The sequence below is a fragment of the Sphingobium sp. TomTYG74 genome, from assembly GCF_055393875.1.
The window spans coordinates 26,173-45,225 of record NZ_AP027343.1; the positions used below are offsets into that span (position 1 = coordinate 26,173).

The 19,053-nt window shown below is 59.2% G+C and carries 20 protein-coding genes; 4 read left to right on the forward strand and 16 right to left on the reverse strand.

The features are described 5' to 3' along the window. Window positions 1-5 precede the first annotated feature (5 nt). From ACZ5TB_RS17695 to ACZ5TB_RS17725, 7 genes are all read right to left on the reverse strand, one after another. Window positions 6-2,246, reverse strand: coding sequence for an Eco57I restriction-modification methylase domain-containing protein (locus tag ACZ5TB_RS17695; protein WP_464793331.1), 2,241 nt, complete (start codon window positions 2,244-2,246; stop codon window positions 6-8). Further along, window positions 2,243-3,325, reverse strand: a complete 1,083-nt coding sequence (locus ACZ5TB_RS17700; RefSeq protein WP_464793332.1) for a DNA adenine methylase — start codon at window positions 3,323-3,325, stop codon at window positions 2,243-2,245. The genes ACZ5TB_RS17695 and ACZ5TB_RS17700 overlap by 4 nt, the downstream gene beginning before the upstream one ends. Further along, on the reverse strand, window positions 3,322-3,555 hold the full coding sequence (locus tag ACZ5TB_RS17705) for a hypothetical protein (protein ID WP_464793333.1): 234 nt from the start codon (window positions 3,553-3,555) through the stop codon (window positions 3,322-3,324). Before ACZ5TB_RS17705 ends, ACZ5TB_RS17700 begins: the two co-directional genes overlap by 4 nt. Before the next feature lie 247 nt (window positions 3,556-3,802). Then, entirely contained in the window at window positions 3,803-4,702 is a 900-nt protein-coding gene (locus tag ACZ5TB_RS17710) for a zeta toxin family protein (RefSeq protein ID WP_464793334.1), read from the reverse strand. 8 nt (window positions 4,703-4,710) lie between these two features. Beyond that, window positions 4,711-5,007 carry a hypothetical protein gene (locus ACZ5TB_RS17715; RefSeq protein WP_246415033.1) on the reverse strand — a complete coding sequence of 99 codons (297 nt, stop codon included), beginning with the start codon at window positions 5,005-5,007 and terminating at the stop codon, window positions 4,711-4,713. Between the two features lie 274 nt (window positions 5,008-5,281). Continuing rightward, window positions 5,282-5,908, reverse strand: coding sequence for a DUF6884 domain-containing protein (locus tag ACZ5TB_RS17720; RefSeq protein WP_464793283.1), 627 nt, complete (start codon window positions 5,906-5,908; stop codon window positions 5,282-5,284). Window positions 5,909-5,966: 58 nt separating this feature from the next. Continuing rightward, complete coding sequence (locus ACZ5TB_RS17725; protein ID WP_464793284.1) at window positions 5,967-8,135, reverse strand: ParB/RepB/Spo0J family partition protein; 2,169 nt, start codon at window positions 8,133-8,135, stop codon at window positions 5,967-5,969. A 395-nt stretch (window positions 8,136-8,530) separates the two neighbouring features. Here ACZ5TB_RS17725 and ACZ5TB_RS17730 point away from each other — a divergent pair, with 395 nt between their 5' ends. From ACZ5TB_RS17730 to ACZ5TB_RS17740, 3 genes are all read left to right on the forward strand, one after another. Then, window positions 8,531-9,160, forward strand: a complete 630-nt coding sequence (locus tag ACZ5TB_RS17730; RefSeq protein ID WP_464793285.1) for a hypothetical protein — start codon at window positions 8,531-8,533, stop codon at window positions 9,158-9,160. A gap of 44 nt (window positions 9,161-9,204) precedes the next feature. Next, a complete protein-coding gene (locus ACZ5TB_RS17735; protein WP_464793286.1) occupies window positions 9,205-9,753 on the forward strand; it encodes a hypothetical protein in 549 nt (182 codons plus the stop codon). A 302-nt stretch (window positions 9,754-10,055) separates the two neighbouring features. Next, window positions 10,056-10,583, forward strand: coding sequence for a GIY-YIG nuclease family protein (locus ACZ5TB_RS17740; RefSeq protein WP_010409042.1), 528 nt, complete (start codon window positions 10,056-10,058; stop codon window positions 10,581-10,583). A gap of 27 nt (window positions 10,584-10,610) precedes the next feature. Here the strand turns inward: ACZ5TB_RS17740 and ACZ5TB_RS17745 are convergent, their stop codons facing one another. The 9 genes from ACZ5TB_RS17745 to ACZ5TB_RS17785 form a co-directional block, all read right to left on the reverse strand. Continuing rightward, a complete protein-coding gene (locus ACZ5TB_RS17745) occupies window positions 10,611-11,873 on the reverse strand; it encodes a Y-family DNA polymerase (RefSeq protein ID WP_464793287.1) in 1,263 nt (420 codons plus the stop codon). Window positions 11,874-11,882: 9 nt separating this feature from the next. Then, window positions 11,883-12,317 (reverse strand): LexA family protein, encoded by a 435-nt coding sequence (locus ACZ5TB_RS17750; protein ID WP_464793288.1) that lies wholly within the window; start codon window positions 12,315-12,317, stop codon window positions 11,883-11,885. Window positions 12,318-12,879: 562 nt separating this feature from the next. Then, complete coding sequence (locus ACZ5TB_RS17755) at window positions 12,880-13,074, reverse strand: hypothetical protein (protein ID WP_464793289.1); 195 nt, start codon at window positions 13,072-13,074, stop codon at window positions 12,880-12,882. A 107-nt stretch (window positions 13,075-13,181) separates the two neighbouring features. Then, window positions 13,182-13,418 carry a hypothetical protein gene (locus ACZ5TB_RS17760; RefSeq protein WP_464793290.1) on the reverse strand — a complete coding sequence of 79 codons (237 nt, stop codon included), beginning with the start codon at window positions 13,416-13,418 and terminating at the stop codon, window positions 13,182-13,184. Continuing rightward, window positions 13,415-13,711 carry a hypothetical protein gene (locus tag ACZ5TB_RS17765; protein WP_464793291.1) on the reverse strand — a complete coding sequence of 99 codons (297 nt, stop codon included), beginning with the start codon at window positions 13,709-13,711 and terminating at the stop codon, window positions 13,415-13,417. The genes ACZ5TB_RS17760 and ACZ5TB_RS17765 overlap by 4 nt, the downstream gene beginning before the upstream one ends. A 57-nt stretch (window positions 13,712-13,768) precedes the next feature. Next, entirely contained in the window at window positions 13,769-14,713 is a 945-nt protein-coding gene (locus ACZ5TB_RS17770; RefSeq protein ID WP_464793292.1) for an ArdC family protein, read from the reverse strand. A gap of 486 nt (window positions 14,714-15,199) precedes the next feature. Continuing rightward, window positions 15,200-15,520 (reverse strand): single-stranded DNA-binding protein, encoded by a 321-nt coding sequence (locus ACZ5TB_RS17775; protein ID WP_464793293.1) that lies wholly within the window; start codon window positions 15,518-15,520, stop codon window positions 15,200-15,202. Window positions 15,521-15,525: 5 nt separating this feature from the next. Next, the gene (locus ACZ5TB_RS17780) at window positions 15,526-16,314 is read right to left on the reverse strand and encodes a hypothetical protein (RefSeq protein WP_464793294.1); all 789 of its coding nucleotides are present in this window, start codon (window positions 16,312-16,314) and stop codon (window positions 15,526-15,528) included. Further along, on the reverse strand, window positions 16,311-17,018 hold the full coding sequence (locus ACZ5TB_RS17785) for a DUF7146 domain-containing protein (RefSeq protein ID WP_464793295.1): 708 nt from the start codon (window positions 17,016-17,018) through the stop codon (window positions 16,311-16,313). Before ACZ5TB_RS17785 ends, ACZ5TB_RS17780 begins: the two co-directional genes overlap by 4 nt. 939 nt (window positions 17,019-17,957) lie before the next feature. On the opposite strand from ACZ5TB_RS17785, the gene ACZ5TB_RS17790 reads away from it, so the two are divergent. Beyond that, on the forward strand, window positions 17,958-19,037 hold the full coding sequence (locus tag ACZ5TB_RS17790) for a replication initiator protein A (protein WP_464793296.1): 1,080 nt from the start codon (window positions 17,958-17,960) through the stop codon (window positions 19,035-19,037). Window positions 19,038-19,053: the final 16 nt, after the last annotated feature.

Genomic DNA, 19,053 nt, shown 5'->3' on the forward strand with positions numbered 1-19,053 from the left:
CAGCACTAACCATGGCTTTGGCTTCCGTTCTTCTCAAAATCTGTGATTACATCGCCTCCGAGAGCAAGCTCAGAGGGAACATAAGCAATGGCCCCAAAAGTTCCGGCTTCGGTCGAGCGGCGCGACCAAACTGTCGACCGGCTAGCGATCCTCTTAGCCATCGCGGCCAAAACGCTATCTCGAGTTATCGTCGACTTATTTTCTCGTGGTAGTGCCGCTTGGCCTCGATCCAAAATTGGAAAATCTTCGAGCACTAGCTCCAAATCCTTTAGTTCAAGACCATAGGCCACAGCGACTTCCGCATCGATTTCCGCACGTATCTGCGCCATACGCTCATAAGTTTTTCGGCTACTTCCCCCAGTATCAAGTGCGCGTAATTCATTCGCCGCACTCACAAGCCTTCTCCACGGCAAACCGTCTTTAGCGAGCTTCGGCATAGGCACGCTTTGTAGCAAGAAATAGTTTACCGTGGTCGTGAGCACCCGCCTAAGCATCCAGTCAAACACAAAGCTATTAGCAATTGAAGCCCAAACCAGAAGGCGGGCTTCCGAAGGATCATCTGGGAAAAGGATCGTGGGCACCTTGTTGCCACAAACCACCCCGGGGGGGATCAACGCGGCCATCAGCGAACGCTCATTCGTTTGACCCGCGATATCGCAAAAACCAACACGCAACACGTTAGCTCGGTGCTGACTGGCACGAGGTATGTCAGAGGATCGAATAAAGAACTGCGGCGAGAGACGCGAGCCTCCAATGGGGTAGGCCTCCCATTGCGCACTGCGGCCGCTACCAGTCACGTGTCCCTTCACACCGAACCGATGCGCCTGGACCATGCGACCTTCCACCAGAGGCAAAGCATCACGCGCATTATATCCAAGGAATTTCAGCCGCTCCTTGGTCATATCGACTTCACGGCAAAACTTTGGAGACCAGCCACTGCCAGGCGTTTCCCACGTCACGCCCGCCTCCGAAATTTTCGAGAAGAGCTTCCACTCGGCCGCGCTACGAACCTCGGGGAGACTAAGGTCCTCGCGGACTGCGGCCAGCGCTCCACGGCCAATGATGGCGGTTCCAGTGGTCTCTAAACCCGTGGGTGTTCCACGTTCATGCAAGAGGTTCAAAGGCTCACGCTTGCTCTTTTTGGAACCCGACTTGACCAAGGCCACCGCCAAAAATTTGAAGCGCGTATCGATGGAAAAAAAACGTGCACGGTTGTCGATAATTGATATCGAAACGCTCTGACTCGCATCGAAAATCTTTCGTCGCATGCCCTCGGTTCCTTGGGACCGAATAAGACCGCCAGGGACAAGCGCTGCTACCACGCCCTGCTCCTTACAGAGCCCGAAGAATAGGTCCGTAAACGCGATGTAGAGGTCGGGTTCACCACTGCCTAAATCTGGGTAGCAAGCTAAGAGCCGCCGAGAATAACTCGCTACTTCACCACGTCGCTTAGAAAATCGCTCTTCATCAAGGCCATCGATTTGCGCACCGTAATGGCGCTGCGCACCTGATGCCTTAGCAAACTCGTGCCGAGAAAGCTTGACCTTCTCCCATGGCGGATTGCCGATTACAGCATCAAATCCCTCAGGGGCCATCTTTTTCCAGACCTTACGATCTGCGATCAGGCTATCGCCACAATACCAACGCGCGCGCATAGCTTTTAGCGCAGCCACATCGTCGGTAAACGAAGCCAGGCTCAGTACAGCTGCACGTAACGAATTGGCCGAAAGGTCTGCCGCATAGACGCCGTTGGCAAGCCAATACGCTGCTTTGGCCCGGTCCATCCCACATACCGCATAGGTCAAAGCTGAAAGCAAAATTCCTGCACCACTGGCGGGATCAATTATTTTGCTTTTGTGGGTCAAACGGGGAGAGGCAAGCTCCGCCAAACGGCAAGCTAAGCGAAAGTCTGTGTGATACGCACCAGTGCTCTTGCGGTCTTGCTCATGCAGTACCTCCCTCGCCAAAGCACTCAAAGCCAATGCAGGATGGATTGGGGAATGATCGATGGCGCTTACAACGGGAGCCGCTAGCGTTAAGAGTTCAGCAAAGGGCCGTGCATTTTGCACGCCAAAAGCCTCATGGAATTCCTTCAGCTCGAACCCTCCAAAACGAGCGGATGCCGCCTCTAACACTTGAAGTCTGAGTTCAAAGTTTGCCGGGCCATGCCCTACCCCTACGGCCCTTTTAAGGGCTCGCTCTGCAGGCGCTAGGTACTCGGCTTCAACGGGGCGAGGTGCGCTCATGCATAGCTCTCCTCAAGAACAGGGGGCTTGGCATTAACTGCCGTGAGAAGGTTCCTCGCTCGCGGCTCGATTACGACCAAAAATTCATTCACGTCAGATGCAACTCTGCTAGCCGTTTTATTAGGGCGATATCGTCCAATAGGCCCCAACTGATTCATAGTGAACGAGGCAATTTTAGATAGCTCGTCGTTCATATCCTGCATGCAGATATGACCTTCACTACTGTACGATAAAAGGACTTTTTGTGATTTCAGACTTTGTACCAAGCGTGAAAGCGTATTTAGAGCTCTGGATTTATAACAAAAATCCGACGCCAAGCTCTTCCAAGGGCGCAAACCTGCGACACCATCAACCTCCGGTTCATCACCCAAGGCCACAGTCTCAAGGATATGATAGTAACTGGCGTATTGTCGCTTGGTATATGGAGGATCAAGGTACACCACATCTTGCTTGCCATTACGAACTTCAAATACGTCACTCACCGTCGCCTCAACACAAATGCTGATGCATTTCAATTCTCGGCAACGCATATCAATTTTTTCTTGTGATTGGGCAGTCCACTTGGAAAGAAAGCAACCAAACGTGCCCGCTATGTTCGCCACACGGTTAAGTGCAAAAAATAGATCAGCAATAAGCAATCGTTCTTCAACATCGTTGATCTTCTGAGTTATCGACCATTCAGAAATCAACGCCCTTATGCCATCGATTTTCGCCGCATTTTCCTGCGTAAAATAGCGTCTCTCAAAACCGCATATTGCGACTGATGCGGGGCTATACTCACGCCATATGAAACCATGTTTAGGCATTGCAGCATTGAGTTTAGCAATCGCCTTGACATAACCGCCAAGCTTTTTGAACGTTGCTTGTTCGTGGCTGATGAGCCTAGCTCCTGCGGAAATGACTGCTGAGTGCAGGCTGTCATTGATCCGCACGTTCCAGCCCAAATCCGCCGCAGCCTCTGCTACAACACCAGTTCCGCAAAAAGCGTCAACAAAAAATGCGCTCTTTTTAGGAGGACCAATGTAGGCAGAGATTTGGTCAATAAGTCTAGTCTTCGACCCGATATAGCGAAAACTCATGCCGGCGCTCCTGTGCGGACCTTATTACGCGTCTTACGCGCCTGTTTTTGGGCAGGCCTCTCGCAATCAAGGGGGGTGATTTTGTTGCTATCGCAGTAGTCGCACAGCAATACTTCAAGCATGTTTACCATGCTGCGCTGCTCATGATCTGCGACCTCTTTCAAAACCCGTTTGAAGGTAGGAGATACCCGCAGGTTCAAAGTTTCGCTCTTGGTATCGGTGAAGCGCATTAAAATGCCCCGCAATCGCCTGTGCATTTGCGTTCTTGTACAGAAATCGAAAAGCCTGTCACCTTATGATATCCGACATGTCTCAAAGGCCCCGAGGCAAAGCATTCCCCGGGCAGTTCGGGAGCTGATCTCCATAGGAAATTGGGAGCGCCGGTCCGTGAAGCGACCGGATCCGGCCTTCATCATAGGATTACACTGGCAGGTGGAATTGCCAATTCAGCGCCCGCCCATCGGGCGGCCCGCACCCTTATCGCTCGCGATCGTCATCACGACGGGGAGGGGAAAGGGACCCATCCTTGCCATGCGCAAGGTCGGCACTTCGCTGCGGATCTCGGATAGGAATGACGCCATGCTTTTGAAGGATCGGCGTCAGCCTCTCAATCTCGCGCTGCTTATATTGGGCCTCCTGCGGCGAAAGAGGCCGATTGCGCTCGCGCTCCACCATTTCGCGGGCGCGAGGCTCGCCCGCGCGCGCTGTCCCGGCGAGGTCGATGCTATGGATTACTTCGCCGCCGCGCCGGTAGACCGTGAGCCTGTCGGCAAGGCGCCCGTCCTGAATCCGGTCCAGCGTGTCGAGCATCCCGCGCAAGGCATTCTGGTGGGCCTCAATCGTGGTCATCCGCCCGATGCCCCGGCTCTCCTTCTGCGCCGCATATCGCTGCAACACTCCAAGGCTCGACATTTCGGGACTGACGGCCAGGGCGCGCGCATCGGTTCGGAACCCGGCGTCCCTAAATTGCTGCAAGGTCGCCGCAACCGTCTCAGGGTTGCGCATCGTGCCTTCCACCAGAACATTGACGCGCCGCTGTGCGGCCTCGGCAATGGCTTTCTCAACCAATCGGCCAGAATCGCGGTCGGTATAGAACGCTGCGGTTTTGTCGTCGGCGCGCTGCAAGCTCTTATAGTGAGGCAAATAGGCGCGAAGATCGTCACCGATGATCTTCACCATTCCGCCGCTGCCCGCAAATTCGCGGGTAGCATGGTTCTGCATGGGGGTTTTGCCGGAGCCGGGTTGCCCCCCTAGAACAATCGCGGTCGGCTGCTCGACGCTCTCCGCGCCCCTGAATAGGCGGGGAGCTACGCGGTTTTCATAGATTTTCTGTAGGGCGTCGGGTGACAGGCTATGTCGTTCGGGGTCGCGGTCCATGCTGCCTCTTAGGCAGCGATGGGGACGGCCTCGGCGGCGTCACGCGCGCGAACGATCGCGCTATACTCGGACAGCACTTGCCGGACATTTTCAGTGTCGGTCACGTTGAGCGAGTGCATGATTGCGGTCGCCTGATCCGTCCGCATTTCAAGCCATTCGATCCGCGCCGCGCTGGGAGCGGCCCGCTCCTGCTCAAGCGCTATCTGCTCGCTATACCCGGCGATCACATCATTGATGGCCTCTAGCGCTGCCTCATAGGCAACCGCCTGATCTTGGGTCCACATAGGGCCAGTATCGCCGCTCATCGTCATGCCTTTCCTATATCATCAAGTCTTGAACGAATAAAGAACGGCGTCGATCCAGCGAAGGGGGCGCTGCCTCATAGGCAACCGCCTGATCTTGGGTCCACATAGGGCCAGTATCGCCGCTCATCGTCATGCCTTTCCTATATCATCAAGTCTTGAACGAATAAAGAACGGCGTCGATCCAGCGAAGGGGGCCGGTGGAGCGGGATGCTCCACCGGCCAGCACGACGAACAACCTAGGAGATTTCGCCTTCGTCCTCGGTTGCTCGGAAACTCATATGTCTGCGGTCGGTCGTGACAGCCACGCCAACTGCTCGCCAATAGCCAAGCCCTCCATGGGCGCGGCGGCGCGAGGCGCGATGCTCGGCCACAGCGGATCACGATAGCTGCGGCCTGCGAGAACGATAAGTGGCGCGGCGACGTCAACAACCCGGGCCAGCTCGTCCAGCACGCGAGCGCCCCAAAGGCGGCGAGCGGGTGCGCCCATCGTCCCAAGGGTCGCATCATAGGGTTCGATGACCGCACCGGGGGCAATCAGGCCATGTCTTGCCGAAAGGATCAGCCAGGGCGATCCGGTGCGCTCGACATAGGCGCGGGCTTTGCGAAACCACGGGGAGATATAAAGATCGCGCGCCTCGGCCGCGTGATCCAGCTTTGCGGCAACGCAAGCGACGAGGTAGACGGGGAGGGGGGCCGGTGCTTCCTCGAGAACGGTTTCCCGGTCCACGTCGCCAAGCCAAGGCGTGATGGCCCATTTCGTGATAGCGCGAAGCGCCTTCGCTCCTACCGGTCTCCGCTCGGTCGCATGGCTGATCGTAGGGCCTCCGAACAAGTCAGGCTGCTCGCCAATGACGTGGACAGGCGGGATATAGCGCGGTTCGCGGATGCAATGGCGGGCCATGGCGGTCCCTCTCTCTCTGCGTAAGAATGGGCGGGGGACCGAAGCCCCCCGCTTTGGATCAAGCGGCCTCGTCGATCTGTTCGTGATCGTCGTCCTGATCCTCGTCCCCCAGCTCGTCGCCCTCGTCGGCTTCATCGGCTTCATCGGCTTCCGGTTCCTCCTTGGCAGGGAGGGGTTCAACGCTGGCACTCTCCATGAAGTCGGGGAGCCAGTTCACCGCTTCGGCAACATCGTCGGGGTGAAGGCCAAGCAACTTGGCGTCCTCTTCGTCGCAATTCGCGATGCGGGCACAGAAGGCGGCGGTTTCGTTGCCCTTCATGCCCTTGGCGCGATCTGCCAAACCCCACGTTTCGAGAAGGCCAAGCCGGGCCTTATTGGAGAAAGTGCTGAAAAACGCCTCGTCTAGCTCGACCGTATCGCGCCAGCGTCCAAAACCGGGCTCGGCCTCGATGCAGTTGGCAAGCTCACGCACCATGCGCGGGGTGCGACCGTCGGAGTAAACCGAAGTGGTCGCCATGAGCATGTGACCGGCGATCATCGCCGCCACCTTGTTCTTGTCCGTGGCGGGCAGATTGCGGAACAGCGCGAAGCCCTCAATCGGATCGCGAGCCGTCATCCACTCGCCCGACGCCAAGCCCTCCTTGGTGGTGAGCCACGCCGCGCGCTCGGGTCGGCTTCCGACAAGATCGTGAATCTTGGTGGTGCCATCCTCGTCATGGTGAAGATCGTTGATGCCCTGATGCTCGCCATGGAAATAGACGGTGTTTCCGTAGCCATGTGCCGGGGTCAGGATCGTGCGGGCCTGCGTGAACATCATGAAGTCGAGCGCGAGCGACGAACCGGCGGAAGCGGACTGCATTAGCTCGGCCCGGATCATATCGCGCCGGATGAGCATCATCACCTGCATGTTGTCCTTGGACAGCCCGAAACGCGCGCGCTCGGCCTCTGCCGGTGTTGGCGCTGGCTTGGGACCGCGCTGCTCGGTTGCCCCCTTAGGCAGTTCTGCGCCCTTCGCCGCCCGATCTGCAAACCACAGCTCTACGTCAAAGCTGCCATCATTCTCGATCGATGCGACGGCGACGACTGCGCCCTTCTTAGGCAGGATGATAGTGCGCTGCGCGTCCAGCTCGGCAATCTCGTTCGCCAGCTTCTCGTAAGCCTCTTCTTGATCGGGAAGCGGTTCGTCATCCTCTCCAATCATCGCGGCGAGGCGCGTTTCCATCGACGCATAGATTTTCGCGAGGTCTCTGGGGAGGTCGCCCCGCTTCGGGTTGCGAATGCGAAGCTCATGGTCGGTCGAAAGATAGCCGTACTGCTTGATCTGCGGGGGGGTCGCCGTCCACGAAAATTGAAGGTCTGCAAGGCCCCACTTCTCGCCAAGCACCCGGCCATTGCGCGAGATATTATGCTCGAACCGATCCTTATCCTCGGCCATGCGCTGCTCGACTAGCTGGTGAAGCACGTCGGGATTTTGGACGATGCCAGCGCCATCCTGCGCGAACAAATCGGCCTCAAACTCGCCGCCTGCGGCCCGGTAGGCATCGACGCCGACATAGCACATTAGCTTGGTCAGTTCGTGATTGCCGGAGTTCATCGCCTTGCGAATGGCGCTCGCATTCTTCTCGTGTGGGCGTGTCGCTTCCTTCTCCAACTGGCGATAGACCGCGATCTGTAGCGAACGATCCTCGGTCGCCGCGTAAGCCTGTGCCTGGGCGTCATCGATCTCGCCCGCACTGTAGAGGTCCATGATCTCGGGATGAAGGTTCGCAATCCGCATGATGCGCGCAGTTCGGCCCACATCGTAGCCGAACATCGCGCCTAGCTCTTCTAGGGTCGCCTCGGGTCGCTCGGCCCGGATGGCAGCAAAACCCATATACACATCGGGCAGCGCCATCGCTTCGCGCGCACGGTTCTCGGCCATGCTGATCTCTGTGACCTTGCTTAAGTCATCGACCTTCATGCACGGGAATGTCAGTGCCTTCCGGCTCGGGTCGGCCTCGGCCAGCGCCGTGAGAAGGCGGCGGCGGCGATCCCCGGCGATTACTTCATATCCCCCGGCCTCGCATGTGATGACGACCATGGGCTGAATGAGGCCCACGGACAGCAGCGAAGCGGAGATTTCAGCATCGCTCGCGGCGCTGGACGGCTTCTTGCGAACATTCTGCTCGCTGCGGTGAAGCTGATCGACGGTCAGATGCAGGATGGTGGGCTTGGAAGTCTTAGCCATTGTGCTGTTTCCCTTCTTAAAATGGAGCCGAAGGCGATGGCCCCATCGACTTCTGCCAAGTGGCGAACTGGGTCGGGGAATGGCGCAAATATGGGCTGATCGCGGGGGAGGGGGATCACCCGGCCTGCACGGAGCGAAGCGGAGGAAGGACGGGGAAACCCCCGCGATCACCAAGCGGAGCCGCGCAGCGGCGGAGACGGCCAGGCCCTTGCGCCAGGGGGCCGGAACAGGCCCCGCACTACACAATCAAAACGGCGGCGCTGCCGCCTCATATCCTGACCGGGACGGCGCTTGATCTAGTAGGCTAAAGTAACGGCGTCGAAACCACTTGTGGAAGGTGTTGCCATATTCTGTTTACAGGCTTGGCCTAAGTCGCGTGACAAACGGAGACAAACTTGATCGTCATTGAGGATCTGATGGCAAGCCTAGCAGTGCGTCGGCCCGTGTTCTGCTCCGAAGCTGATTTCCAGCATGAGCTTGCCTATGAAATTCGGAAGAACGATCCGAATCTAAATGTAAGGCTGGAATGGCCGTTAACCGCCCCCGCGCGGGGCGCGATCGATGTAATCGTGATCGGCGAAACCCGGTTCGCCCTGGAACTCAAATATCTCAGCAAGGGCTTTTCGACCACGCTCGACGGGGAGCCGGTCACGCTGAAGCAGCACGGGGCACATGACCAGCGCCGCTATGACGTGTGCAAGGATGTGACGCGCATGGAAGCCTATGCGGAGGCAACCGGCTATGGCGCTGGCGTCTTGGTTCTCACCAACGATCCGAGCTATTGGCAACCGCGGGCGCGCACTGACACTGTAGATGCAGCCTTCAACCTTTGCGACCTGCGCGAGCTGACCGGCTCGCTCGCTTGGCACGAACTGGCGAAGCCAGGGACAACGAAAAACCGCGAAGCGGCCTTAGAAATCAAGGGGCGATATGCCCTCACTTGGCAGGACTACAATCGGATCGACGGTAAAGCTGGCCTGTTCCGCTACCTATGGATTCCGGTTGCATCACCGGCCCGGGGTTAAGGACGTAGGCGCGATCGATGGGCGTTGAAGGGGGAAGTAAACTCATGGCGAGCATTGACATGCATTCGCATCATTCGACGTTGCGGGAGCGCATCGTTGAGCATGTCTTCGTTGGTGAAGCCCTCCGCACGCTATGGCGGCGCGGAATAACCGACGTGGAAGTCTTGCGATCTGAGTTCGACGCGCATGGTTACGACCTGGTCATGGGGCGAGGGCCTGTCGTTCGCCATATCCAGTTCAAGACTGGCATCCGTAGTAAGCCAGCGCCGGTCTCAGTGGGGCGAGCCCTCGCAGACAAACCCAGCGGCTGCGTTATCTGGATTTGCGTGACGCTCGATCTAGATCTTGGGCCGTTCTGGTGGTTCGGAGGGGCACCCGGCGAACCGCTTCCTGACCTGTCGGGCTTCGCGAGTCCGAAGCGTATCGGCCGCCGTGAAGGCGGCGATCGGCCGCTTCGGGTCAATCATAGCAAGGTGCCGGCCAAGCATTTTCGGCGGATCGACACGATGGACGCTATGCTAGAAACGCTATTCGGCCCGCTGCCGCATGACGCTGCCCCGGTCGTCGCGGACGACGCGGGAGCTGAGGCCTGATGCTCACATTTGGCAATCTTCTGGACCTAGCGGGTATTAGCCGAAGCTCGGTTCGGCTTCTGCGACACCAAGATAACAGGCATCCGGGGTTCCCGACGCCATATGCCCTCTGGCGGGACCATAGGAGCCGCTTTGAGGCGTATCAGGAAACCCAAGGGGTAGGCGACGCCCCGGACCTACGCGCACCCTATTGGGCATCCTTCGTCGGTGTTCCTGGGAAGGAAACCCTGTTCGTCGGTCTGTACTCTGCAGAGCTGATCGGGCCGCTAGCCGAAGATCGGCCGCATCCTGTCACCGGAGGAGTGGAACCGGCAGGAAGCTGCAACCAATATCGGCTAGCGCTGCTGCCCGAGCTGGCCGAATATGCGGGCCGCCTCTGGATCGATTGGGGCAAGGGCTATCGCGCGTGGATTCAGCGTGGCGATCGCGTTCCAAAGCCGGTTGTCGAGCTTCGCCGGACCTTTCGCGAAGATCCGTTCCCCGGCTTCGCGGCATTGATCCTGAATCTTTCTGATATTGAGACAATGCCGGCCCATTGGGCGGAGGCTCTGCGCGCGACGCGCGGAATTTACCTCCTTACGTGCCCGCGAACGAGGGAACAGTATGTCGGTATGGCGTCCAGCGGAGAGGGCTTTCTTGGCCGCTGGCGCGAGTATTTCGCATCGGGGCATGGAGGGAATGTCGCGCTGAAAAGCCGCGATCCGAGCGATTATCAGGTGTCGATCTTGGAGACCGTCGGCACCTCCGCCACTATGGCCGATCTAATCGAATTGGAATGTCGCTGGAAGGATAAGCTGCAAAGTCGCCAAATGGGCCTCAATCGCAATTAACGGCGCTACTCTTTCAGCGCTTTGGTTCTAGCGCGCGACTGGAATTTCGTTGATCCGTGTCGTCCAAGCCGGACTTTTCTGGCTGCGCTTAGTGTCGAAAGCCTTGGCGCCGTGGCCTTGGACCGCGAGCGTGATGGTGTTGCGGCCGAACCGACTATTGAGGCCATCCATGGCGGCCAGCAGCGCCGGGGCACGAGGGTCGACCGTAGCGAACAGGTCGGCTTGGCCTTGGCCCTGCGGGGTCAAATCTTCCAGCAGAACGCCACATTTCGTATAGACGCCCCCCGGTTGAAACATGGCCTCCGTCATCTGGCCGACGATCCGCAAGATTACGCGCGGATCGTTGGTCGGCGGCGACAACCGCGCCGATCGCGAAGCGGAAGGCGGGTTCGGCCGATAGCGTGAGCCATGGGCAAAGGCGATCAGTCGGCTCGCAACGAGGCCCTGGGCGCGGATCTTCTCGGCCGCGCGCGCTGCGCGCCGCGCCATCGCCTCGCGCAGCTCGTCGAGCGTTTTGACCGGCTCTCCGAATTGGCGAGTGACGGCAGTTGCCTTCAGCGCGTCGGGCTCAACCTTGAAGTCCGCGCATTCGATGCCGCCCAGCTCGCGCACAAGCCGCTCAAGCACAACCGTTCCCACATCGCGCGCGACCGCTGGCGGCATCGCCGCCAGGTCGGCGGTTGTTCGGATGCCAAGAGGTCGAAGCCGCGCCTCGAGCGCGCTTCCTATTCCCCACACCTCCCCGACCGGCCATCGCTCGAACAATCGCCGGCGTAGCTCAGTGTCGTGGAGATCCACCACGCCGCCCCAAACCTTTTCGGTGGCCTTGGCGAGCGCATTGGCGACTTTCGACAAAGTGCGCGTCGGGCCAAGGCCGATCCGGGTCGGCAGGCCAACTTGCCGTAATATATCCTCTCGCAACGTGTGCGCGGCTTCCACGTCGCCAAGGCCGTTCGGTAAGGTGGGGGCGCGGTAGAAACTCTCGTCTATCGAGTAGATCTCAATTGTATCGCTATGCTCGGCAATGACGGCGTTGAACCGCCGATTGAGGTCGGCATAGAGCTCGTAATTGCTCGATCGGAGCTGGATGCCATGCCGTTTGATCCGATCCCGGATTTTGAAAACGGGCTCGCCCATGCGGACATGCAGGGCCTTCGCTTCCTCGCTGCGCGCAACCGCGCAACCGTCATTGTTCGATAGGACGATGACGGGAACGCCGCGCAAAGACGGGTCAAAAAGCCTCTCGGCAGAGACATAGAAGTTGGCGACATCGACAATTCCATGGGTCATCTGCGAGGCCTAGCGTCGAAAATCACGGACACTCGTTCGCACGACGCCCCATATTTCCACGCCCTCGGCGGGAGTAGGGTCATAGTGCTGGCGGGCGTTGCGAGCCTCAAGAAATGTCCCGCCCTGGCGACGCGTGAGCTGACGGCAGACAAAGCCGCCATCCACAATGGCGATGACGATATGCCCCTCAACAGCCCGCGTGTCGCGGTCCACCACGACAACATCGTTGTCGTAGATTCCAGCGTCGATCATGCTGGTGCCGCTGATGCGGAAGACAAAGCTGGCGGCCCTGTCGAGCCGTAGAAGCTCGATCAGGCAAATGGAGTCCTCCTGCCAATCCTGGCTTGGGGACGGAAAGCCGGCTCCCGCTGCTCCGATGATAAAGGGAATTAGCCCCTCTGGCACCTCGGCGAGCGGGACCGGCTGCATCGGTGGCAGCAACATGATGATTCCCTTTCGCCCCCTTCTAACGCACCGAGGAACGAAATGGGAACATCGGTTTATCGTCTTTGTGGGGACGGGCAGACAATATCACGCCGCCAGTAGCGATCCCATCGCGCCACGGTGCCAGTTGCGAGCATGGCGCAATTGAGAATGCGCCGGTCCGCCATCTGACAGAACGCGGCGGTGCGGCTCCCCTTTGCATTGCCAGCGGAAAGGCAATGCATTGTCGGCGCGCTGACGCGAACATGGTCGTAGCGTGCGCCGGGAAAGCGCGTTCTCCCGCGAGATCCACCTAAGATGGCGACAAGGGCGTCCATGGCGGCTTGTGCGGATGCTCTCGGGCAAGGATGGCCGGGCCTACAGCTATTGTCGCGCTCACGCGCGGCGATGCCTGAGAGACGAATACGCGGGCCTTCCGCACACCAAACCGGCCCGTCCCCATCTGCAACTAGGGTCGGGGTGCAGGCGAACATAAGCCCTGCGGCAATCATGGTTACAGCCATAATGGATCTTTCTCGAAAGAGGCAGGGCGCGGGCCGACAGGTCCGCGCCCGAAATTTCATCAGTCCTCGACCTTGGGCAGTGTCGAGTACGGGGCCAGGCCCCGCGCCTCGCCAGCGCCGTCGCGGAACTGGCGAACGACATTGCCGCCGTCCCAATGGCCGCGCAGGATGCCTTTGCGATTGATTCCGCCCACGGGGCGGGTTTGTGCAGCTAGCAGGCGCGCGCGGCGGGTGTCTCGGTCAAGATTGCGCATTGGCGTCATGATCCATCCTCTCTGCATTGCGGCGCGTACGCCGCTTTTCGATGACGCGGCGGGCCGCGTGGGTCGATGCAAGATCAGGGTGGCCCTCCGCGATCTGCTCAAGCGTGGCGCGCGGCGGTGCGGCCCGCCTCAATTGCCGCGCCATAGGCGCGCGCGGTCTGATCAGCCTCGGCCAGTAAGCGGCGCGTCTCGGCCTCGTACCATCGGCGGAATCTCTTGGTAGGCGGTGCGCAGCGCAAGCCCGCATGAATATGGCCGCGCGCCTCGGCCATTGTTACCAAGCCCCACGCCTTCGCAAAGGCGGTGAGGCTCTGAACGGGCGGGGCGTCGGTCATGGCTGCGGCTCGGGCGTGCGAACGTCGCCCCGCTCGATCTGAAAACCGGCGCGGTCCAGTTCCTCGCAAATAGCCCGTTGGCGTTCCTCGCCGGTGCCGCGAGTGGCGATGTAGCTGCATCGGCCATAGTGAAGCTCGAAACCGGCGCGCTTCAGGCATCCTCTAAAACGCTGGTGGGTGCGCTCGCTCCAATCGACGTTGCCAGCATAGTTGCGGAAGGCCGCGACGGCGCAGACGGAACCGTAATTCTCATCGCGCCAGCTAATTTCGACCTTGGGGAGTGTCTTGGGCATGGGTTAGTCCTTCGAAATGGCAGGGACGGGGCGGCGCTGGTGGCCGCCCTCGCCGGATCAGGCGGCGCGAGACATTCCGGGCGCTGCCATGTGGGACAGGATCAATTCGCTTCCTGCCTGTGCGGCGGTCGCGGCGCGGAAGATCGCGCGCTTGTCATTGCGAAGGGCGGTCAACCATGACGCCAGATAGGCCGCATGATCCTCGCGCTCGGTCGGCTCCATGCCAAGCTGAGCGCAAAGCATGGCCGCCCCGATCTCTGCAATCAGCTCCTCGGCAGCGCGAATTTCCTTGCTCTTGCCGTATTCGTAGAGCGTTTCGCGATTGAGCCGCGACGTGTGGCCGGTGGAGTGGATGGCCTCATGCGCGAGGGTCGCATAGAAGGCGTTGCCGCTCACAAAGTCGCCAAAGGCAGGCATGGCGATGCTGTCCACGACGGGGTGATAATAGGCGCTGTTGCCACCCTCACGATAGGGGACCGGGTAGCGGGTAAAGGCCGCATCAAGCTCGGGGTCGCGCTCGTCGCGGTTCTTGATCTCGACAAACGGGGCAGGGAATTTGCTCATGTCCAAACCGTCGATCTGCTCGACGTTGAACACGACATAGCGTTTCAGATAGGCGCGGCTCGTTTCCTTACCCTCGCTGTCGGTGATTGGCTCGCCCGTCTCGCCGTCCTTCGGGGTGAAGGTTCCGGCATGAACGACAAGATTGCCCTTCTCGCCCTTCCTGACCTGTCCGCCCAGTTCGTGCGCCTGCCGGTAGGTCATCCAATGCGGGTTGGTGTAGCCGTGCGCCATGGCTGCGGACCACAACAGCAGGATATTGATGCCGCGATAGGCCGTTCCCTCATGGCGAAGGGGAAGCGATGCCGCGCCGGATGCCCAGCGGGGCGACCAAGGGCGGGTGCCTGCCTCTAGCAGCGCAACAATCTGGTTGGTGACTTCCTCGTAAACGTCGATGCGCGGAGCGGTGGTCTTGCGAGCCTTAGCGGTGTTCCGTGGCATGTGCTTTTCCCTTCCTAAACTGGAGCCGAAGGCGATGGCGTCCATCGACTTCTGCCCGCTGGCGAAGTGGGTCGGGGAATGGCGCAGTGAGGGCCGATCATGGGGGAGGGGGATCGCCCGTCCTGCACGGAGCGCAGCGGAGGAAGGGCGGGGAAACCCCCATGATCGCCAAGCGAGGTCGCGCAGCGGCCGAGACGGTCCAGCCCTTGCGCCGGGGGGCCGGAACAGGCCCCGAAATCTATCGAAAGACATGGCGGCGCTGCCGCCTCGATCTCGATCGCGCGGCCGATCGCCGGGCGGCTACGGGAAAAGCCGCGAAAATCCGCTTTGCGGATCCTCTCGACTTTCTCATGCGAGGATCGTCACCCGAACGGGACGAAACCGCTTGCGGGTTCGGTCGGAGTGGAGCGGAGATAGAGCCGTGCCGAAGGCCGCACAGGCACCCATTTTCCACTCAGACCAGGCCCACGCTCATAGAAACTCAAATCAATCGCCGGAAGATACCCGCGAAAGCACCGAAAAGCTGTCTGCAATAAGGTCTGTGCCGTAGATCGTTGATCCATCGCGTTCATATTGAGACTGTTTTACACGCCCCGTCACATGAACCATATCGCCTTTACCGACATTCGATGCGTACTCCGCACACTTTGCAAAGCAAGTAACGCGATTCCAAAGCGTTTCCTCCTGCCATTCACCATCAACTTGCCGGTTATAATTTGAAGCAATGTTGACGAATGTGACCTTTTCTTTTTGATCGATCCCGCCAACCTGTCCGATCAGGCGAAATTCTGCGATATTGCGTGGCATCCCGTTCACTCCATCGGTTGAAAATTGCGACCATCGACCGGAATCGCCGGCACCTCGTAGGGCTGACTTTCCGGCTCGATCTGAGCATCCAACACGATTGCACCGCTTTCGCCTTGCGGCTCGGGCACAAAATCGAGCTGAATTTCTTGAGGTTTCGCGCCCCATTGTTGGGGCAATTTATAGCGTGTGAGGTTTTGCATCGTCGCCGCGCGCCGGTACGTGTCGAGCCAGTTCACGGCGACGGCCTCTTGAGCGGTGGCCAGCGATAGCTGGCCGCTGCAAACCATGCGATTTAGCAGGGTTTCTAGGCCGTCCTTCTTCTCTGCATTTTCTTGGCCCGCCCAGGACTGCAACCACAGGTTGCGGTAGTCCTTCGGGGCGCCGCCAAGGGAGATCGGCACGAGCTGGTCCAGCACTAGAGAGTCAGGATCTAGGTCCGGCAATTGGGCCGCGGCGATGCGGCGCGTTGCCGCCGCCGTCCATGACGATGGCGGCTTGCGGGCTGCGACAAATTTGGGATTGCAGATGGTCGTAGCGATAATGTCTTGGGTAATCGTCGGATCATAGGCGCCAGGTGTGCGGCGCGGATCGGGCAGCGCAGGCGCCGCCTTCGGCAAGCGGTTTCGGCGAAGATCGTTCAGGGCGAGCGCCGCGCGGCAATCCGATTGGTTGGCGAGCTGGTAGCACGCTTCGCGCGCGCTCTTCGGTGGATTGGCGATGAAATCGGGGTGTGCCTCGCCAAACAGGGCGGCGAGTATCACGCCGCCAACTGCAAAAATGGCGAGACGGGTCATTGCTCGGCCCGCCAAGCATCGTTCCAGTCGCCTCCGCGCGGCGGTAGCTCGACCTGCAGGGCGCGGCCGCCGTCTCTCAGATGGTGTTCGGCCTTCTCGAGCCCGGCCCTCGCAGCCTGCCCGTGCTGCGAATAGACCGTGATCGAACGGATATGATCGGGGATATGAATGCGGGCATAAAGCTCGCTGCCATTTACGGACCAACAGCCAGGCAATCCGAATTTGGCAATGACCGATTCCGCTTCCTCGAAGCCTTCGGCCAGATTGAGATGGTCGCCCTCGATGGCTCCGATCTGCACGGCGCCGCCGCGCGGATCGGCCAGGGTGCGCTTGGGGTCGACAAGCTGCGGGTGCTTGTTGCCGTCCTCGTCCACGAAAACGCGGGCAAGCGCGACGAGCTGCCGGCGCTCGATGATGGGCAGGAGCAGGGCGGGGAGGCGGAGCCGCTTGCCGCCCTCGTAGGTCATTGCTGCCGGGTCATAGCGGCCGATGGTGGAATGACCGATGCGGCGGCGCTCTAGGTATCGCTGAGCGGGCGTGCCGGCGAGTGCGCGCGCCTTGCTCCAAAGGTCGCGCGCCAGCGGGCCAAGGTCGCGCCGCTCTGGCGGCGCAGTATCGCGTTCAGTCGGGCGGACGTAGCCTCCATTTGCGGCCAGGGCGGCAATGATCTCGGATTGACCGCAACCGGCAAAGCAATGAAACAAGACGGCAGCGCGGCCAGGTGTGATCGAGAGTGATGGAGAACTGTCCTCATGAGCGGGGCAACACGCTTTCCCATAGGAACCGTGCCACGTCCCATTCAGACGCCTCACAGCTTCTTTTGCAGCGGCGGTAACACTGAGGCTCATAGTCCGAGAATATATTATAAGACAAAGGCGGCAACCATTTTTTCGCGGCCCAAATCATATCGTGCCGCATGTCCCGCACCGCGATCGACGATTATCATCGCCTATCACTTGGTCCTAAAGCCTGTTGGAATGGCTAATCTTCCGTCTCGATCCCATGATTTAGCCATCAGCGAGGACATAGGTCATGAATTGAGCGCTGCCAAAGCCGCTTGCGCCCCCTGGGGAGCATTCGCAGCGGCGTAGCCGCTGCGTCCAACGGTGCGGCCTTAGATGTGGTTTGTTTGGGTAGCTGCCATTTCGGTCTCATCCCTAAAAAAGCAAAAGCTTCGGCCGAAGGCCGTCTTTTAGGGGGATGCCGGGTGGGAGGTCATGCGAAGCATGACCGGGCGAGCGAAGCGAGGAGCCGGCGGGGGCGGAGCCCCCAAGAGGCGGCGCTTTCTTTCATCTCCAGGTGCGACGTTGGAAGTTATCCACAGGATGGCCTCGCGCGCGTATGTGTTAATATTGGTTATGATTCTGTGTTAAGCGCCGGAAAAACGGGCTTATCCCTTTGTTATTCAAAGATTAAATTAGTCCTCCGGTGGGCGATACCCCGAAGACAAGTGGGTAAAACCCCGAACTGTGGTGGGCGATACCCCGAATGTGCAAGGCGGGTGGGCGATACCCCGAAACACAATAAAGCGGTGGGTGATACCCCGAATCTAAGGCTCTGGTGGGTAAAACCCCGAATCTATCTATTGGTGGGTGATACCCCGAACTATTGACATCGGTGGGTGATACCCCGAATAACCGCTTATGGTGGCCGATACCCCGAATCCGCAAGTAGCCTTAGTGCCTGAGAAGCACCCGGCTTTGGTGCCCGAACGGCATCCCCAGCACGACCTCTTCATTTGTGATGTGGGGGACGCGGTACTTAAAGATGTGATGCCGCAACTAGAGCATCCGTTTTACTCTCTGTCAAAGAAGCCTGAGACTAGCGTGCGGCGCTATGAGCATAATGGTAACTGGCTTGAGGTCACTCCTAGCATCAAGGGGCTTGCCACGATCTATGACAAAGATATTTTGATATATTGCATTTCGCAGATTATGGCGAAATTGAAATTGGGTGAGCAAGTTTCCCAGCGTGTGCGGATCAGCAGCCGCGAATTGCTCGTATTTACTAATCGCGGAACTTCCGGGAAAGACTACAAGGCGTTGATTGAGGCGTTGGATCGCCTCGAAGGGACCCGTATTCGGACCAATATCGTCACGGGCGACGAGGAACAGATTGAGGGCTTTGGACTGATCGACGCCTCCTCGATCCGGCGTAGTCACGGCCTGGATGGACGTTTGCTCTATTGCGAAATCAAATTATCGGATTGGGTGTTCAACGCCATCCGTCACAATGAGGTGCTAACGCTGCACCGGGATTATTTTCGACTACGCAGGCCGATCGAGCGCCGGATATACGAACTGGCCCGCAAGCACTGCGGGCAGCAGGCATCCTGGAAGGTGTCCCTCGAAATCCTCCATAAGAAATCGGGTTCGAAATCATCGGACAAGGAGTTCCGTCGCGCTGTGCGGGAACTGGTCGAAAGCGATCATCTTCCCGACTACCTGGTTTCATTCGACTCAGTGGCGGACATGGTGATGTTCTCCAACCGGGGAACAATGAAAGCCGCCGCCTTGGCTTCGGCGTCGGAGCCGTGGACGGGTCCACTAGATTCCGACATTTACGGCGATGCTCGCAATGTCGCCCCTGGATGGGACATCCACTATCTCGAACGAGAATGGCGCAGCTGGCTCGGTGAGAACGAAATTGCCCCCAAACATCCTGCACGTCATTTCCTGAAGTTCTGTCAAACTTGGTTTGAAAAGCGCGGTCGGCCGAGCTGATATAGGGGGCATGACT

Excerpts from the sequence above, each read along its gene's own strand:
- ACZ5TB_RS17775 (WP_464793293.1), bottom strand. The coding sequence starts at position 15,520 with ATGCCACGCAATATCGCAGAATTTCGCCTGATCGGACAGGTTGGCGGG.
- ACZ5TB_RS17695 (WP_464793331.1), bottom strand. The coding sequence starts at position 2,246 with ATGAGCGCACCTCGCCCCGTTGAAGCCGAGTACCTAGCGCCTGCAGAG.
- ACZ5TB_RS17745 (WP_464793287.1), bottom strand. The coding sequence starts at position 11,873 with ATGACCCATGGAATTGTCGATGTCGCCAACTTCTATGTCTCTGCCGAG.
- ACZ5TB_RS17760 (WP_464793290.1), bottom strand. The coding sequence starts at position 13,418 with ATGACCGACGCCCCGCCCGTTCAGAGCCTCACCGCCTTTGCGAAGGCG.
- ACZ5TB_RS17750 (WP_464793288.1), bottom strand. The coding sequence starts at position 12,317 with ATGTTGCTGCCACCGATGCAGCCGGTCCCGCTCGCCGAGGTGCCAGAG.
- ACZ5TB_RS17705 (WP_464793333.1), bottom strand. The coding sequence starts at position 3,555 with ATGCGCTTCACCGATACCAAGAGCGAAACTTTGAACCTGCGGGTATCT.
- ACZ5TB_RS17725 (WP_464793284.1), bottom strand. The coding sequence starts at position 8,135 with ATGGCTAAGACTTCCAAGCCCACCATCCTGCATCTGACCGTCGATCAG.
- ACZ5TB_RS17710 (WP_464793334.1), bottom strand. The coding sequence starts at position 4,702 with ATGGACCGCGACCCCGAACGACATAGCCTGTCACCCGACGCCCTACAG.
- ACZ5TB_RS17790 (WP_464793296.1), top strand. The coding sequence starts at position 17,958 with ATGGTGGCCGATACCCCGAATCCGCAAGTAGCCTTAGTGCCTGAGAAG.
- ACZ5TB_RS17770 (WP_464793292.1), bottom strand. The coding sequence starts at position 14,713 with ATGCCACGGAACACCGCTAAGGCTCGCAAGACCACCGCTCCGCGCATC.
- ACZ5TB_RS17780 (WP_464793294.1), bottom strand. The coding sequence starts at position 16,314 with ATGACCCGTCTCGCCATTTTTGCAGTTGGCGGCGTGATACTCGCCGCC.
- ACZ5TB_RS17720 (WP_464793283.1), bottom strand. The coding sequence starts at position 5,908 with ATGGCCCGCCATTGCATCCGCGAACCGCGCTATATCCCGCCTGTCCAC.
- ACZ5TB_RS17715 (WP_246415033.1), bottom strand. The coding sequence starts at position 5,007 with ATGAGCGGCGATACTGGCCCTATGTGGACCCAAGATCAGGCGGTTGCC.
- ACZ5TB_RS17765 (WP_464793291.1), bottom strand. The coding sequence starts at position 13,711 with ATGCCCAAGACACTCCCCAAGGTCGAAATTAGCTGGCGCGATGAGAAT.
- ACZ5TB_RS17700 (WP_464793332.1), bottom strand. The coding sequence starts at position 3,325 with ATGAGTTTTCGCTATATCGGGTCGAAGACTAGACTTATTGACCAAATC.
- ACZ5TB_RS17755 (WP_464793289.1), bottom strand. The coding sequence starts at position 13,074 with ATGCGCAATCTTGACCGAGACACCCGCCGCGCGCGCCTGCTAGCTGCA.
- ACZ5TB_RS17735 (WP_464793286.1), top strand. The coding sequence starts at position 9,205 with ATGGCGAGCATTGACATGCATTCGCATCATTCGACGTTGCGGGAGCGC.